The organism is Actinosynnema sp. NPDC037264, from assembly GCF_055603705.1.
Genome location: NZ_JBVJVK010000056.1, coordinates 37,322 through 51,090 on the forward strand (window position 1 = coordinate 37,322; position 13,769 = coordinate 51,090).

Annotated in this window: 12 protein-coding genes; 10 read left to right on the plus strand and 2 right to left on the minus strand. The window is 72.5% G+C overall.

The window, feature by feature from the left end; translation table 11 throughout:
- Nucleotides 1–119: 119 nt before the first annotated feature.
- A complete protein-coding gene (locus ACZ7GX_RS36775; protein ID WP_498783822.1) occupies nt 120–1,319 on the plus strand; it encodes an NADPH-dependent FMN reductase family protein in 1,200 nt (399 codons plus the stop codon).
- A complete protein-coding gene (locus ACZ7GX_RS36780) occupies nt 1,316–1,744 on the plus strand; it encodes a hypothetical protein (protein WP_498783824.1) in 429 nt (142 codons plus the stop codon). Before ACZ7GX_RS36775 ends, ACZ7GX_RS36780 begins: the two co-directional genes overlap by 4 nt.
- On the opposite strand, the gene ACZ7GX_RS36785 is transcribed toward ACZ7GX_RS36780, so the two are convergent.
- Together ACZ7GX_RS36785 and ACZ7GX_RS36790 are read right to left on the minus strand one after the other, a co-directional pair.
- The gene (locus ACZ7GX_RS36785) at nt 1,667–3,667 is read right to left on the minus strand and encodes a tetratricopeptide repeat protein (protein ID WP_498783827.1); all 2,001 of its coding nucleotides are present in this window, start codon (nt 3,665–3,667) and stop codon (nt 1,667–1,669) included. The genes ACZ7GX_RS36780 and ACZ7GX_RS36785 overlap by 78 nt on opposite strands.
- 325 nt (nt 3,668–3,992) lie before the next feature.
- A complete protein-coding gene (locus tag ACZ7GX_RS36790; RefSeq protein ID WP_498783829.1) occupies nt 3,993–4,664 on the minus strand; it encodes a hypothetical protein in 672 nt (223 codons plus the stop codon).
- A gap of 90 nt (nt 4,665–4,754) precedes the next feature.
- On the opposite strand from ACZ7GX_RS36790, the gene ACZ7GX_RS36795 reads away from it, so the two are divergent.
- The 8 genes from ACZ7GX_RS36795 (at nt 4,755) to ACZ7GX_RS36830 (ending at nt 13,665) form a co-directional block, all read left to right on the plus strand.
- Nucleotides 4,755–5,867, plus strand: a complete 1,113-nt coding sequence (locus ACZ7GX_RS36795; RefSeq protein ID WP_498783830.1) for a DUF2786 domain-containing protein — start codon at nt 4,755–4,757, stop codon at nt 5,865–5,867.
- Between the two features lie 48 nt (nt 5,868–5,915).
- On the plus strand, nt 5,916–6,632 hold the full coding sequence (locus ACZ7GX_RS36800) for a hypothetical protein (RefSeq protein ID WP_498783832.1): 717 nt from the start codon (nt 5,916–5,918) through the stop codon (nt 6,630–6,632).
- A gap of 98 nt (nt 6,633–6,730) precedes the next feature.
- Nucleotides 6,731–7,174: a very short patch repair endonuclease gene (locus tag ACZ7GX_RS36805; RefSeq protein ID WP_498783834.1), complete on the plus strand. Its 444-nt coding sequence runs from the start codon at nt 6,731–6,733 to the stop codon at nt 7,172–7,174.
- Nucleotides 7,175–7,187: 13 nt separating this feature from the next.
- Entirely contained in the window at nt 7,188–8,276 is a 1,089-nt protein-coding gene (locus tag ACZ7GX_RS36810) for a DNA cytosine methyltransferase (RefSeq protein ID WP_498783844.1), read from the plus strand.
- Nucleotides 8,277–8,397: 121 nt separating this feature from the next.
- Nucleotides 8,398–8,928, plus strand: a complete 531-nt coding sequence (locus tag ACZ7GX_RS36815) for a hypothetical protein (RefSeq protein WP_498783836.1) — start codon at nt 8,398–8,400, stop codon at nt 8,926–8,928.
- 39 nt (nt 8,929–8,967) lie between these two features.
- Nucleotides 8,968–9,237, plus strand: a complete 270-nt coding sequence (locus ACZ7GX_RS36820; protein WP_498783837.1) for a GlsB/YeaQ/YmgE family stress response membrane protein — start codon at nt 8,968–8,970, stop codon at nt 9,235–9,237.
- A gap of 992 nt (nt 9,238–10,229) precedes the next feature.
- Complete coding sequence (locus ACZ7GX_RS36825) at nt 10,230–12,857, plus strand: DEAD/DEAH box helicase (RefSeq protein WP_498783840.1); 2,628 nt, start codon at nt 10,230–10,232, stop codon at nt 12,855–12,857.
- A complete protein-coding gene (locus ACZ7GX_RS36830; protein ID WP_498783842.1) occupies nt 12,850–13,665 on the plus strand; it encodes an SWIM zinc finger family protein in 816 nt (271 codons plus the stop codon). Before ACZ7GX_RS36825 ends, ACZ7GX_RS36830 begins: the two co-directional genes overlap by 8 nt.
- The last annotated feature ends 104 nt before the right edge of the window (nt 13,666–13,769 follow it).

Sequence of the window (13,769 nt, forward strand, 5' to 3'; positions counted from 1 at the left end):
CATTTTCGTCCGAATTGCCTATTTGGCGGCCGGCGATCGGCAGATGCAAGCGGACTGCAAGTTCCCGGCAAACCGGTCCGTCACTCTTCTCCCGAGGGTTGGAGCGCGAGGGGGAGTGCATGACACGTCCAGAGTGGCCGCGAGTGCCGATCGGGCTCGACGCGTCGCAGTGGGTCAGCCGCGCCGGGTGCCTTCCGGTGCTCGCCGTGGTGCACACGGTCACCAGCGGGCAACGTCTGCTGGAAGCCGTGGAGCTGATCGAGACGGACACGAGGCTGCAGGTCGTCTTCACCCAGGCGCCTGACGTCTTCAGCAACGGGGTGGCGGAGTTCCTGCGGTCCACCGGGGGCGTCGTGTGGCCGTGGGAGCTGGCGGTCCGGCAGGAGTTCTCCTTGGCCGTCGCCGCGTCCTACGGCGGGCTGCACGAGCTGCACGCGCCGCTGGTGGTGATGCCGCACGGCGCGGGCTACGGGAAGTCCTTCACCACCGGTGGCGAGCCGGTGGTCTACGGGTTGGACGCACAACGGCTCCTGCACAACGGCCGTGTGCTGGCGAGCGCGCTGGTGCTCGCGCACGACGACGAGCGGGAGGTGCTGCGGCGGCAGTGCCCGCAGGCGCTCGACGTCGCCGTCGTGGCCGGCGACCCGGCCTACGACCGCCTGGTCGCGAGCCTGCCGCGGCGCGACGCGTACCGGGCCGCGCTGGGCATCGAGCCGGGTCAGCAGGCCGTGGTGGTCAGCTCCACGTGGGGGCTGGACTCGCTGTTCGCCAGGTTCGAGGACCTGCTGCCGAGCCTGCTCGAAGAGCTGACGCCGCAAGGGTTCCGAGTGGTGGCTCTGGTGCACCCGGGAGCGTGGTTCGGCCACGGTCGGCGGCAGGTGGACGCGTGGCTCGCGGAGTGCCGGGACGCGGGGCTGGTGGTGGTCGGCCCGCACGTGGACTGGCGGGCCGCGGTGATCGCCGCCGACCACGTCGTGGCCGACCACGGTTCGGTCGGCGTGTACGCGGCGGCCATCGGCCGGCCGGTGGTCCTGGTCGACGCGCCGGTGCGGGTCGCGACGTCCGGCGGGTCCGCGCAGGAGCTGTTGCGGCACCTGGCGCCCAGGCTCCAGGCGGGGTCGCCCGTGCGACCGCAGCTGGAGCTGGCCGCCGCACGTGCGGCCGAACTGGGCGAGGTCGTGCGCGAGCGGCTGACCTCCGAGCCCGGCCGGGCCTCCGCCCGGTTGCGGCAGATCATGTACGAGCTGCTGGACCTCCCCGAACCGGGACGGCACCGCGCCGTGCCGCCGGTTCCGACACCACCCGAGGAGACGCCGTGACCGAACCGATAGTGCGGTGGACGAGCGGGTCGGACCGCTTGGCCGACGTCGTCGTGCGCGAGGTGTCCGGTGTGGACGGTGACGATCCCACCGCCGCGCTGCTGCGCGACAACCCGTTCGCCGCGATGGCCGTCGCCGTGTCTACCGATCGGCTGGTGGTGCGGACCGAGCTCGGCCAGGTGGTCGAGCTCGCGCCCGCGGCCACCGCGGCGCGCTGCCTCGACGTCGAGGCGGTCGTGGCGTCGGCCGCCCAGTCGCTCTACGCGTGGCACGTGGCACGACTCGACCTGCGCGCGCTGCGGTCGCGTGGGCTGCCCGTGTGGTGCGCGGAACACCGGGCACGGCGGTCAGCCGTCGCGTGCGGGTGGCTCCGGGTCGTCGTCGTCCCGGGCGTGCAGTCGTTGAGCGATGCCGTCGGCCTTTGAGGAGCCGATCTCGGTGTAGAGCCGCAGGGCCTGTCTCCAGTGCTCTGCGGCCCGCCCGGGGTCGCCCTGCCGTTCGGCGCACTCCGCGAGCAGTTGGTGGGACTCCGCCATCCCCTGTTTGGAGCCGAGCGCGCTCAGCTCGTCCAGCGCGCTCCGTGCCGTCCGGGCGGCGAGCGGCAGGTCGTCGGCACGCAGGTACGCCGCGGCCTGCGCCACCACGACCCGTGCCTGGTTGTAGGGGTCCGGTGGCTCCAAGCCGCGGAACTGCGCCGTCGCCTCCAGCAACGCCCGCTGCGCCTCGTCGACCCGGCCGAGCCCGGTCAGCGCCCGGCCGAGGTTGATCAGCGTGAGGCCGAGGCTCCGCCGCGCGCCCAGGTCCCGGTTGGTCCGGGCCAACCGCTCGAACAGCCCGACCGCCTCGGCGAGCCTGCCACCGGCCACGTGCAGCAGCGCGAGCGCCTCTTCCGCGTCGGCGGCGCCGCGCCGGTCGTCGATCTCCTCGGCGACGGCGACCGACGCCCGCAAGTGCTCCTCGGCCTCCTCGAACCTGCCCACCGTGGTGCACACCAGGCCGAGCCGCTTGAGCATGTCGGCCTCGGCGAGCCGGTTGCCCCACCGGCGTGCCGCCTCCACGCCGCGCCGGTCGACCTCCAGGCGGTCGCGATAGTGCTTGTGGTGCAGGAACAGGGGCCAGAGCACGTCGGACAGCTGCCAGGCCAGCGCCCACCAGCCGCGTTCCTCCGCCACCAGGCCGCACGTGATGAGGTTCTGCCGCTCCTCCTCCAGCCACGCCAGCGCCGACTCGCGGTCCGCGAACTCCGGCACGCCCTCGGGCCGCGCCAGGAACTCGTAGGCCTGCCTGCGCCGGTGGGGCGTGACGACGAGGTCGGCCGCCATCGCACCGGCGAGGTACCACTCGACCATCCGCCGCACGGCGTGCGCCCGCTCGTCCGGGTCGTCCTCGGAGTTGGCCTTGTTGCGCGCGTGCAGCCGGAGCAGGTCGTGGAAGCGGTACCGGCTCTCGCCGACCGACTCGACCAGGTTGCCGTCCACCAGTTCCTCCAACAACGCGTGCGAGGTGTCCTGCGCCAGCACCGAGGTCGCCACCGAGGCGCCGAACTCGCGACCGGGGTGCAGCGCGAGCCGGCGGTAGAGGGCCGCGGCGGTCGGTCCGAGCGCGCGGTAGGACAGGTCGAAGGTCGTCTGCACGGACAGCTCCGGCGCCGACAGCATCGACAGCCTGCTGCGCTCGTCGCTCAGCTCGGTGACGATCTTCTGCACGGACCACTTGGGTCGGCTGGCGAGCCGCGCGGCGGCCACCCGGACCGCGATCGGCAGGCCGCCGCACATGCCGACCAGCGCCTCGGCCCGTTCGGGATCGTCGTCGATCCGGCGTTTGCCCACCACCTTCGCCAGCAGCCGGACCGCCGACAGCTTGCCGAGCGGACCGACGTCGACCAGTCGTGCGCCCTCGGCCACCAGTCCGGTCAACCGGTTGCGGCTGGTCACCAGGACGGCGCTGGCGGGCGAGTTCGGCGCGAGCGGGCGCACCTGCGCGGCCGAGTAGGCGTTGTCGAGCAGGACCAGGAGCTTCTTGTCCGCGGTCATCGAGCGGTAGAGGGCGGCCTGCTCGGCGATCTCCAGCGGCACCTCCCTGGACGGCACGCCGAGGCTGCGCAGGAACAGGCCGAGCGCGTCCTCCGGCGACACCGGCTCGGATCCGCTGAACCCGGCGAGGTCGACGTAGAGCTGCCCGTCGGTGAACCGGTCGCGCGCGGTGTGCGCCCAGTGCAGCGCGAGGGCGGTCTTGCCCACCCCGCCGGGACCGCTCAGGACCGCGAACATGCGGATTCCGTCGCGCCGGTTGTCGGCCAGCGCCTCGTTCAGCTCGGCCAATTCCGCGGCCCGGTCGGTGAAATGCACCGGAGCGCCCAATAATTGCCGCGGCACCGGCGGCGGTGTGGACGGTGCATTGTGGAACGCTATCCCCCCGTGCACCACGGCCGCCTGCACCGCGCCGCCGGAGACGGACCCCGACAAGGTGTTACCCCGCTCGGCCGCCTGGTCCGGGCCCTGATCTGATCGCGACATCCGCTACCCCCGTGGCGTGTCAATTCGACCAACAACACGACCGTACGGTATGCCAGTACGGAACACATTCCCCTACTTCGGCAATTCGCTCTCCGTTCGGACCAGTGGGATCGTGACCGCGGTCACCCGATTCGATCCCGAGGTAATGAATTAGGGGTCACCCGAACGCGAGCGCGATCCGCCGGGCCGCCAGCAGCCGGGTCCGCCGGACGTCCTGGTCGATCACCGCGTCCGCGTTGCGGTCGAGGCGGTCGTAGGACTTGGCCAGCAGCCAGTGCGCGGCCTCGCTCCCGATCGGGTTCAGCGGGCCCTGGTCGGCCAAGCGGGTGCGGGCGGTGACGACGTCCCTGGTGACGAAGGCGGTGCGCACCTCGCCGCCCGACAGCTCGTCGATCAGGAACACCATGGCGTGCTCGGCGCGGGCGAACGTGTACGTGCAGATCAGGGCCAGGTAGCCGGCGTCGATCGAGCGGTCGCAGATCCAGGCCCCGCCGACCACCAGGTCCGGGCCCGCCGGCGTGACGGCGCTCGCCGCCCACTCGCGCGGACGCCCGGTGAGCACGGCGGCCAGGACGCGCAGCAGGGCGTGGTTGCGCCGGCTGGGCAGCGACACGGCGTGCTCGATCAGGCCCGCCCAGAACTCCTCGTCCGGCCGGAGGTCCGCGACCGCGCTGCTGACCGTCAGCTCGGCCTCCAGCGGGTCGAGCAGCTGCGGCAGGGCGCGGCAGCGGTGGACGACCTGTCGCTGCGCCACGGTCAGCGGCGTCCCCTGTGGACGGTTCACCACCACGATCGGCCGCCGCTTCGGCACCTGCGTCTTCCGGCTCACCGCGCGAGGCTGGCACGTCGGGGGTCGGGTCGGGCCGCAACGCGCACCGGGTGCGGCGACACCACACCCGAAAGGGGACAATCGGCGGTCGTGGACTCCCTGCGCGAGGCGTTGTGGCGGGCCGCGGCGAACCGCCGGGCCCGGCTGCCGCGCACCTCCTCCCTCCCACCGGCCGAAGTGGACGACGCCGTCCAGGCGGTGCTGAGGCGTGCCTTCGATCACCTCTGGGAGCACGGCTGGCTGCCCTACGACGTGTACGAGGTCGTACGGCGCAACGAGGACGAGCGCGCGTTGTCGTTCCTGGTCGACTCGTTGGCCATCGAGGCGTCCCGCTACCCGGCGTTGCACCCGCGCTGGCGGGAGCAGCTGGCGGAGATCGGGGCGACGGTGTGGTGGGACACCTCCCAGCCGCACGTCGACCAGTGGGCGAGCAGGCACATCGAGCTGCGCGAGGACGCCGTGGCCGCCGCGGTGGCGGCGCTGGCGGTGCTGGTCACGTTGCCGGGCCTGCCGGTGATCGTGCCGAAGCCGGGCACGCCGCTGGCCGAGGTCGACCACCACCACGTCGACCCGAAGATCCTCAACCGGGTGCGCGGCCTGTTGGCCAAGGCGGAGTCGACCGCGTTCCCGGACGAGGCGGAGGCGCTGTCGGCCAAGGCGCAGGAGCTGGTGACGCGGCACGCGTTGGAGCGGATGCCCTTGGAGGCGCCGACGACGACGTCACGCCGGTTGTGGCTGGACAAGCGGTACTTCGACGGCAAGGCGCACGTCGTGCACGTGGTCGCGGAGGCGAACCGCTGCCGCGCCGTGGTGTACGACCTGGGGTTCGTGGCGCTGGTCGGCGAGGAGCTCGACCTGGAGATCGTGGAGCTGCTGTCGGCGTCGTTGCTGGTCCAGGCGACGCGGGCGATGGTCGCGGCGGGCGACAAGGCGCGCAAGGGCGACGAGGCGCGGTCGGCGGCGTTCCGCAAGTCGTTCCTGCTGTCCTACGCGCACCGGATCGGGGAACGGCTGCGGACGGCGAACGAGGTGCCCGACGACGACCGGCTGCTGCCCGTGCTGGCCGAGCGCAAGAAGGCGGTGGAGGAGTACTTCGGCGCGATGTTCGCCCGGACCGTCGCCAAGACGACGCCGGTGCGCAGCGCGGCGGGGTGGGACGCGGGCCGTTCGGCCGCGGACCGGGCCAACCTGTCGATCACCTGACCTGCGGGTTCGCCGGAACTGTCGGTGGTCGTCCGTACTCTCCGCGTCATGACCACCGCGATGGAAGTGCGCCGGCTGTTCAACGTCACGCAGGAGACCCGGTTCCACTTCAACCACTGGTTCAGCGGGCGCAAGCACGTCGTGGCGCACGTGATGGCGCACGAGTCCGTCGCCGTGCACCGGATCACCCCCGACGAGGTCGAGGCCGCGTGCCGCAGCGCGCCGCGGCCTGGTCCGACCGACGTGCCGGAGATCCGGGACTGGCGGCCCGACTTCGCCTTCGCGCACGTGGCCCACCACGTGGTCGAGGCGCTGGGCCGATTACCCCGCTGGCCGGAGTTCCGGGAGTTCTGCGAGGCCGACGAGCAGGCGCGGGGGATGTTGTGGACGCCTGCTCGTGAAGTGATCGCCGAGGTGGGGCCGGAGGGGCGTGCGGCGCTGCGCAACCGCGTGGTGTCCGACTTCCTGGGGTTCCTGCGTGACGTGCACGTGGTCGCGGTGCTGCGCGGGCACGGGCTGGACGTGCGGGTGCACCCGTTGGCGGACACCGTGTTCAAGGTGGACGCGTGGGTGGAGCGGCTGATCGTCAACCCGCGCGGCGGCGGGCAGCGTTCGGCGGACCTGCTGGTGCACGCCATGCCGCCGTTCTTCTTCACCGACCTGGGGATCACCGAGTTCACGCAGGTCGGCGCGGCCCTGCTGCCGTCACGCACCCAACTGGACCGCGCGGCACGGCGGCTGCGGGACGTGCTGCACCCGGCATGAGGGGAGGCCAGGCACAGGTCCGGCCGTCGTGAGCGCCGGCGGGTGCAGGGAGGTTCCGGACCGGCTCGGGCCGTGGCGAGCGCCGGCGGAACAGGCGCATGAGCCATCATGGCCGGGTGCCGAACCTGGAGACGACGGACGACGTCCGCGCCCGGATGAGCAAGCAGCGTTCCCGTGACACGGGCATCGAGGTCGCGTTGCGGCGCGAGCTGCACCGGCTGGGGCTGCGGTACCGGGTGCACCAGCGGCCGGTGCGCGCGGTGCGGCGTGAGGCGGACGTGGTGTTCGGGCCGGCCAAGGTGGCGGTGTTCGTGGACGGGTGCTTCTGGCACGGCTGCCCGGAGCACGGCACCTGGCCCAAGCGCAACGGCGAGTTCTGGCGGACCAAGATCGAGACGAACCAGGCGCGTGACGCGAACACCGACCAGGTGCTGGCGGACGCGGGGTGGCTCGCGGTGCGGGTGTGGGAGCACGAGGACCCGGCCGTCGCGGCGAGTCGGGTGCGGACCACGGTGTTGCGGCGTCGCGGTCGGCTAGCCTGAGCCCGTGCTGTCCATGATCGACCTGTTCGCCGGCTGTGGCGGCATGACCGCGGGGTTCACCGCGGCGGGCGGCTACTCGCCGGTGATGGCGGTCGAGTGGGACCTGCACGCGGCGGCGACGTACGCGGCGAACTTCGGTGACGACCACATCCGCTGGTCGGACATCGCGGCCGTGCCGGACAGCGCGATCCCCGAGGTCGACGTGATCGTGGGCGGCCCGCCGTGCCAGGGGTTCTCGAACCTGGGCTCGAAGGACGTCGACGACCCGCGCAACTCGTTGTGGCGCGAGTACCTGCGGTTCGTGCGGAAGGCCCGGCCGAAGGTGTTCGTGATCGAGAACGTCGACCGGTTCCTGGCGTCGACGGAGTTCGCGTTGCTCCAGGCCGAGACCGAGGGCTACGAGCTGAGCTTCGGCATCCTGCTGGCGGCGGATTTCGGCGTGCCGCAACGGCGTCGGCGCACGATCGTGATCGGCTCGCGGATCGGGCGCGTCCCGCTGCCGGTCGCGACGCACCCGCGCGGGCAGTGGCACACCGTGGGCGACGTGCTCCGCGGCCTGCCCGAGCGGCCGGTGACGACCGCGTTGCCGAACTCGGTGGTGGAGTTCTTCGGTCGGGAGCTGCCGGGGCCGTTCAAGAGCCCGGACCTGCACATCGGTCGCAACCCCACGCCGTTGTCGCTGGAGCGGTACCGCCACGTCCCGCCGGGCGGTGGGCGGTTCGACGTGCCGACGGAGCTGCTGCCGCGGTGCTGGCGGGAGAAGAAGAGCGGCACGACGGACGTGATGGGCCGGCTGCGGTGGGACGAGCCGTCGGTGACCATCCGCACCGAGTTCTACAAGCCCGAGAAGGGCCGCTACCTGCACCCGCAGTGGGAGCCGGGCGAGGACGGCCACCGGGTCGACCGCCCGATCACGCACCTGGAGGCGGCGCGGCTGCAGTCGTTCCCGGACTCGTTCGAGTGGTGCGGCACGAAGATCGAGGTGGCCAGGCAGATCGGCAACGCCGTGCCGCCGTCGTTGGCGAGGGCCATCGCCGAGCACCTCAAGCCCTACCTGACGGGCACCGAGCCGACCGCGCCGACCTGCCCGCTCTGCCCCTGACCTCCCTGCCCTCCCGCCCGCGACCCCGGGCTTCCGGCCCGCTCCCCCACCCTGCGGCCCCGTCCGTTGCCCGATCGCCGACGGCCCGGAATTGTCAGACCCCTCCGCTAGCGTCATCACCATGACGACAACCACGTATGAGAACGCGGTCCGCATCGGCTCCACGACCTACCAGGTGGTCGCCACCGCCGACCCGGACCTGTCCGTCGACCTGGCCGGTGTCGACGCCTCGGGTGTCCTGGTGGCCGAAGGCACCATCCGCCTGCCCGCGGACGCCGGCGCGAAGATCGGCAAGCTGCTGGCGCAGGTGCTGGAGGCGTTGAGCAGGTTGAGCACACCGTCCTCGCCCTCGGCCCGCGACCGCCCGGCCAACGCCAACCAACCGTGGACCCAGGAGCTGGACGACGGCCTGCGCGCCGACTGGCTGGCCGCCGGCGCCGGAACCCCGACCGCCGACCTGATCCGTTCGATCGCCAAGCGGCTGGAACGCTCCCCCACCTCGATCAGGTCAAGGCTGGCCAGGGTGGGCTGCGACCCGGACGTCCCCGGCCGGGAGCTGTCCTCCGACGGCGCGCAGGTGTTCCGGGTTCAGGGTCGGGATCAGGGGTGGGTCAGGGGCAAACCCGATTCGGGAGGGGAGGGCGTCGAGTGATGCTCGTGGTGGACGCATAGGGCGGGGAAAGGACTTCTCGTGGAGATCACCGGGCTCATCTCGGCGCTGTTCATCGGTGTGGTCGTCGGTGGCCTCGGGCGGCTGGTCGTGCCGGGCAGGCAGAAGATCTCGATGCTGATGACGGTGCTGGTCGGTGTCGCGGCGGCCTTGGTGGGCACCTTCGCGGCGTCGATCATCGGCGTCTCGAACACCTCCGGCATCGACTGGATCGAACTGGCCCTCCAAGTCGGCCTGGCCGCCGTCGGCGTCACCGCCCTGGCCCGCAGGAGGTCCCGCCAGCCCCAGTAACCACCCTGACCACCGGCAGGCCGCCCGGTCCAACCCCGTCCGGCCTGCCACCACCCCCTGCCCACCACGCACCTGCCCGCACGGGCCAACCTCGCCGCAACCCGACCCCGGGACCGCGGGCAAGGGCCCGGCCTCACCCAGGCGAGCAGCCGCCCGACTCGATCCCGGCCGGCAGGTTCAACGCGGGTACGCGGGTACGCGGGTACGCGGTTGGGCGGTGCGGCCGTGCGCGTGGGCCACGCGGCGTCACCAGGTACGTGGGGCCAGCGGTGCGGCTGGGCCGTGGGGCGGGTCGGCGTCGCCGGCCAACTTGGCCGGCGGTGCGACCGGATGCGGAGGCGGCGGGTCAGCGCGGCTGGGTCGTCGGACTGGTCGTACGCGCGGCGGCCGGGTGGTGCGGCGAGGTGCGTGAGGTGGATGGCGCGCGGCTGGGCAGCGTGTGGCGGGGGGTGTGCGGCGGGGGTGCGCCGGGCAGCAGGGGCGTGTGGTGGCGAGTGGTCAGGTGGTGCGGTTGGGAGTGGGTGGACCGTTTGGCGCGGAGGGCTGCGGTGTGAGGGCTGCAGTGGCGGCCCGGTTGGGGGCGGTGGCTGGCGGGTTGGGTGGCTAGGTGGGGTGGGAGGGGTGGTGGCGGGGTCGGGCGGGCGGTGGAGGGCTGGGTGGGGGTGGGTTGGGGGTGAGGTCGGGGTAGGCGCATAGTGCTGTTCGTGTTGGTGCTGCATGCGTTGGGCGTGGGTGGCGGGCGGGTTGGGGTTTGGGGTGAGGATTCGGCCTTCCCGGAGCGGGTTGGTGGGCGGTTGCCTCGGCGGGCGGTCCGGCATCCGTTTGCGGTTGGTGGGGATGGGCTCGCGCGGTTGGTTGGTGGGGTGGTCGGGGAGGTTTCGGTTCGGTTGCCCTCTTACGCCGGTGGGCCGGTCGGGTCGCCCGAGTTGGTCAGGGAGGCCGTCGGTGGGCGGCGGGGGGCTCTGCGGTGGCGGGAGTGGTTGGTTCCCGTCGTGTGGGTGGAGGGGGTGGCCGGGTCGCTGCCACCGGACTGTCGGGGTGGGGCTTCGTGGAAGTTCCTGGTCGACGTCCTCGAGTTCGGGCGGGAGTTGGTTCGGCGCGGGCGGGTGCTGCCGTCGTTGGACGGGGACGGGTTCGCGAGGTGGCGGGCCGCGTTGTCCGGGGTGGACGCGTTGCGCTTCGCGGCTTTGCGGGCGAGCGTGCCGCCGGCGTTCCTGGGCTCCGACGGACCCGGCGACCTGGTCCACGAAGTCCTGGACCGCGCGGTCGACCGTGAGGTCAGGGTGGCGTTGCGGGGTGCGCGGCCCAGCGGGGACGGGATGGTCGGGCAGTGGCTGAACGCGTTGGTGGACGAGCCGCGCGTGGTCGGTGAAGTGGGTGCGTTGCGGGCCAAGGTGGCGACTTGGCGGGCGAACGGGTTGCAGGACAGTCCTGTTCGGACCTGCTTCCGGCTCAGCTCGCCCGACCAGGGCGGCATGGCGAAGGACGGGTGGCGGGTCGAGTTCCTGCTCCAGGCCGTGGACGAACCCAGCGTCGTGGTGACGGCCGAACAGTTGTGGCACAAGCAGGACGCGGTGTTGCGGCGGTGGGTCGGCCGGCCGGAGGACGTGCTGCTCGGCGACCTGGGCCGGGCCGGTCGGCTCTACCCGGCGTTGGACCGGGCGCTGTCCGCCCGCCGACCGGTGGAGCTGGAACTGGACGTCGAAGGCGCCTACGACTTCCTCCAGCACGCGGCGGTGCTGGCGGAGGCCGGCTTCGGCGTGATGCTGCCCTCGTGGTGGCGGCAACCCCACCGCCTCGGGCTCCGGCTCACGGCCACCAGTCGCGGCACGGCGGGCCAGGTCGCCAAGGAGAGCGAACTCGGGCTGAAGGTCCTGGTCGACTACAAGTGGGAACTGGCCGTCGGCGACGAACGGCTGACCGAGGCCGAGCTCCAGTCCCTCGCCGAGGCCAAGGTCCCGCTGGTCCGGGTCCGCGGCCAGTGGGTGCACGTCGACCCGAAACGCCTCGCCGCGGGCCTGGCCTTCCTCAAGCGCGGCGGCGGGCAGATGACCGCCGCGCAGGTCCTGCTGCACTCCGGCCTGCACCCCGAGGACGCCGACCTGCCACTGCCGCTCAACGGCGTCAGCGCCACCGGCTGGCTCGGCGACCTGCTCTCCGGCGAGGTCGAGCACCACCTGGAGCCGGTCGGGCAGCCGAACGGCCTGGTCGCCGAACTGCGGCCCTACCAGCGGCGCGGCCTGGCCTGGCTCGCGTTCCTCGACCGGCTCGGCCTCGGCGCGTGCCTGGCCGACGACATGGGCCTCGGCAAGACCGTCCAACTGCTGGCCCTGGAAGCGCACAACCGCGCGCACGGCGCACGCCTGCCGACGCTGCTGGTCTGCCCGATGTCGGTGGTCGGCAACTGGCAACGCGAAGCCGCCCGCTTCACCCCCGGCCTGGAGGTGCGCGTCTACCACGGCGCGGACCGCGCCCTCGACACCGACTGCGACCTGGTCATCACCACCTACGCGGTCGTCGCCCGCGACGCCGGGAAGCTCGCCGACGTGAGCTGGGACCGGGTCGTGCTCGACGAGGCGCAGAACATCAAGAACAGTTCCACCCGGCAGTCGAAGGTCGTCCGCGCCCTGCCCGCACGGCACCGCGTGGCGCTGACCGGCACACCGGTGGAGAACCGGCTGGCCGAGCTGTGGTCGATCATGGACTTCGTCAACCCCGGCGTCCTGGGCACGGTCAACACGTTCCGCGCCCGCTTCGCCGTGCCCATCGAACGCCACCACGACGAGGACGCCGCCGTCCGCCTGCGCCGGATCACCGGCCCGTTCGTGCTCCGCCGCCTCAAGACCGACCCGCGGGTCATCACCGACCTGCCGGACAAGATCGAGGTCAAGCAGCTGTGCACGCTGACCGCCGAACAGGCCACGCTCTACCAGGCCGTGGTGGACGACATGCTGACCAAGATCGCCGAGGCGGAGGGCGTCAAGCGCAAGGGCCTGGTCCTGGCCACGATGTCCCGCCTCAAGCAGGTGTGCAACCACCCGGCGCAGCTCCTCGGTGACGGCTCGCGGGTCGCCGGTCGCTCCGGCAAGCTCGCCCGGCTGGAGGAGGTCCTGGACGAAGCGCTGGCCGACGGCGACAAGGCGCTGTGCTTCACCCAGTTCACCGCCTTCGGCTCGCTCGTCGTGCCCCACCTGGCCGCCCGCTTCGACACCGAAGTCCTCTACCTGCACGGCGGCACGCCGAAGCGGCAGCGCGACGAGATGGTGCGGCGGTTCCAGGCCGAGGACGGCCCGTCGATCTTCGTGCTCTCGCTGAAGGCGGGCGGCACGGGGCTCAACCTGACCGCCGCCAACCACGTCATCCACCTCGACCGCTGGTGGAACCCGGCCGTGGAGGACCAGGCCACCGACCGGGCGTTCCGCATCGGCCAGCGCAACCACGTGCAGGTGCGCAAGTTCGTCTGCGTCGGCACGCTGGAGGAGCGGATCGACCGGATGATCGAGGAGAAGCGCGGGTTGGCCCAGCTCGTGGTCGGCGCGGGCGAGGACTGGCTGACCGAGATGTCCACCGGCGAGCTGCGCGAGCTGTTCGCCCTGTCCGGGGAGGCCGTCGGTGACTGACTGGCACGGGTACCACCCGCCGGCGCGGCCGATCCGGGTCGAGGGCGGCCTCACGTTGCGCAGCAAGCGGGGCGACATCGCGCAGACGTGGTGGTCGCGCCGGTTCCTGGAGGTGCTGGAGTCGTTCGGCATGGCCGCGCGCCTCGCCCGCGGCCGGTCGTACGCGCGCACCGGCCAGGTGATGAGCCTGTCCCTGTCGTCAAGCCTGGTGGTGGCGCTGGTGACCGGGACGCGTCCCGAGCCGTACCGGGCGCGGATCGGGGTGCGGAAGTTCACCGACGACGACTGGCGGCGCATCGAGCACGCGCTGGCCGACCAGGCGATCTTCGCGGCCAAGCTGCTGGCGGGCGAGATGCCGCCGGAGATCGAGGACGTGTTCGCCGACCTCGGCCTCACCCTCTTCCCGAGCACCATGCGCGAGCTGCACATGGACTGCACGTGCCCGGACTGGGAAGTGCCGTGCAAGCACCTCGCCGCCACCTGCTACCTGCTCGCCGAGTCGTTCGACACCGACCCGTTCGAGATCCTGGCCTGGCGCGGGCGGTCCCGCGAGGACCTGCTCGACCGGCTGCGCGACCTGCGCGCGCCCATCCCTCCCGACGAGCCCGAAGCGCCGCAGGGACCGCGGGAGGACTCGTTCGAGGCCTTCTGGGCACGCCCGAAGGTCGCCGAGGTCGTGCCGGACGTGGTGGAGCCGACCACGCGGCGCCCGGACGCGCTGCTCGACCAGCTCGACCCGCTCGTCGTGGACGACCGTTCGGTGACCGACGAGCTGCGCCCCCTGTACCGGCGGCTCGCGCGGCCCTAGCGCCTGTTTCACAAGTCCGTGTTCGCGATAGTCGCGCCTGAGGCGGCTCCCGGGGGCACGGCCGAATGGGCCACATACAACAGCGGTATGCGGCCCATTCGGCC

Bases quoted from the DNA above. Each gene is read 5' to 3' on its own strand.
- ACZ7GX_RS36800 (WP_498783832.1), top strand. From the start codon at position 5,916: ATGACCACCGCGATGGAAGTGCGCCGGCTGTTCAACGTCACGCAGGAG.
- ACZ7GX_RS36810 (WP_498783844.1), top strand. From the start codon at position 7,188: ATGATCGACCTGTTCGCCGGCTGTGGCGGCATGACCGCGGGGTTCACC.
- ACZ7GX_RS36775 (WP_498783822.1), top strand. From the start codon at position 120: ATGACACGTCCAGAGTGGCCGCGAGTGCCGATCGGGCTCGACGCGTCG.
- ACZ7GX_RS36805 (WP_498783834.1), top strand. From the start codon at position 6,731: ATGAGCCATCATGGCCGGGTGCCGAACCTGGAGACGACGGACGACGTC.
- ACZ7GX_RS36815 (WP_498783836.1), top strand. From the start codon at position 8,398: ATGACGACAACCACGTATGAGAACGCGGTCCGCATCGGCTCCACGACC.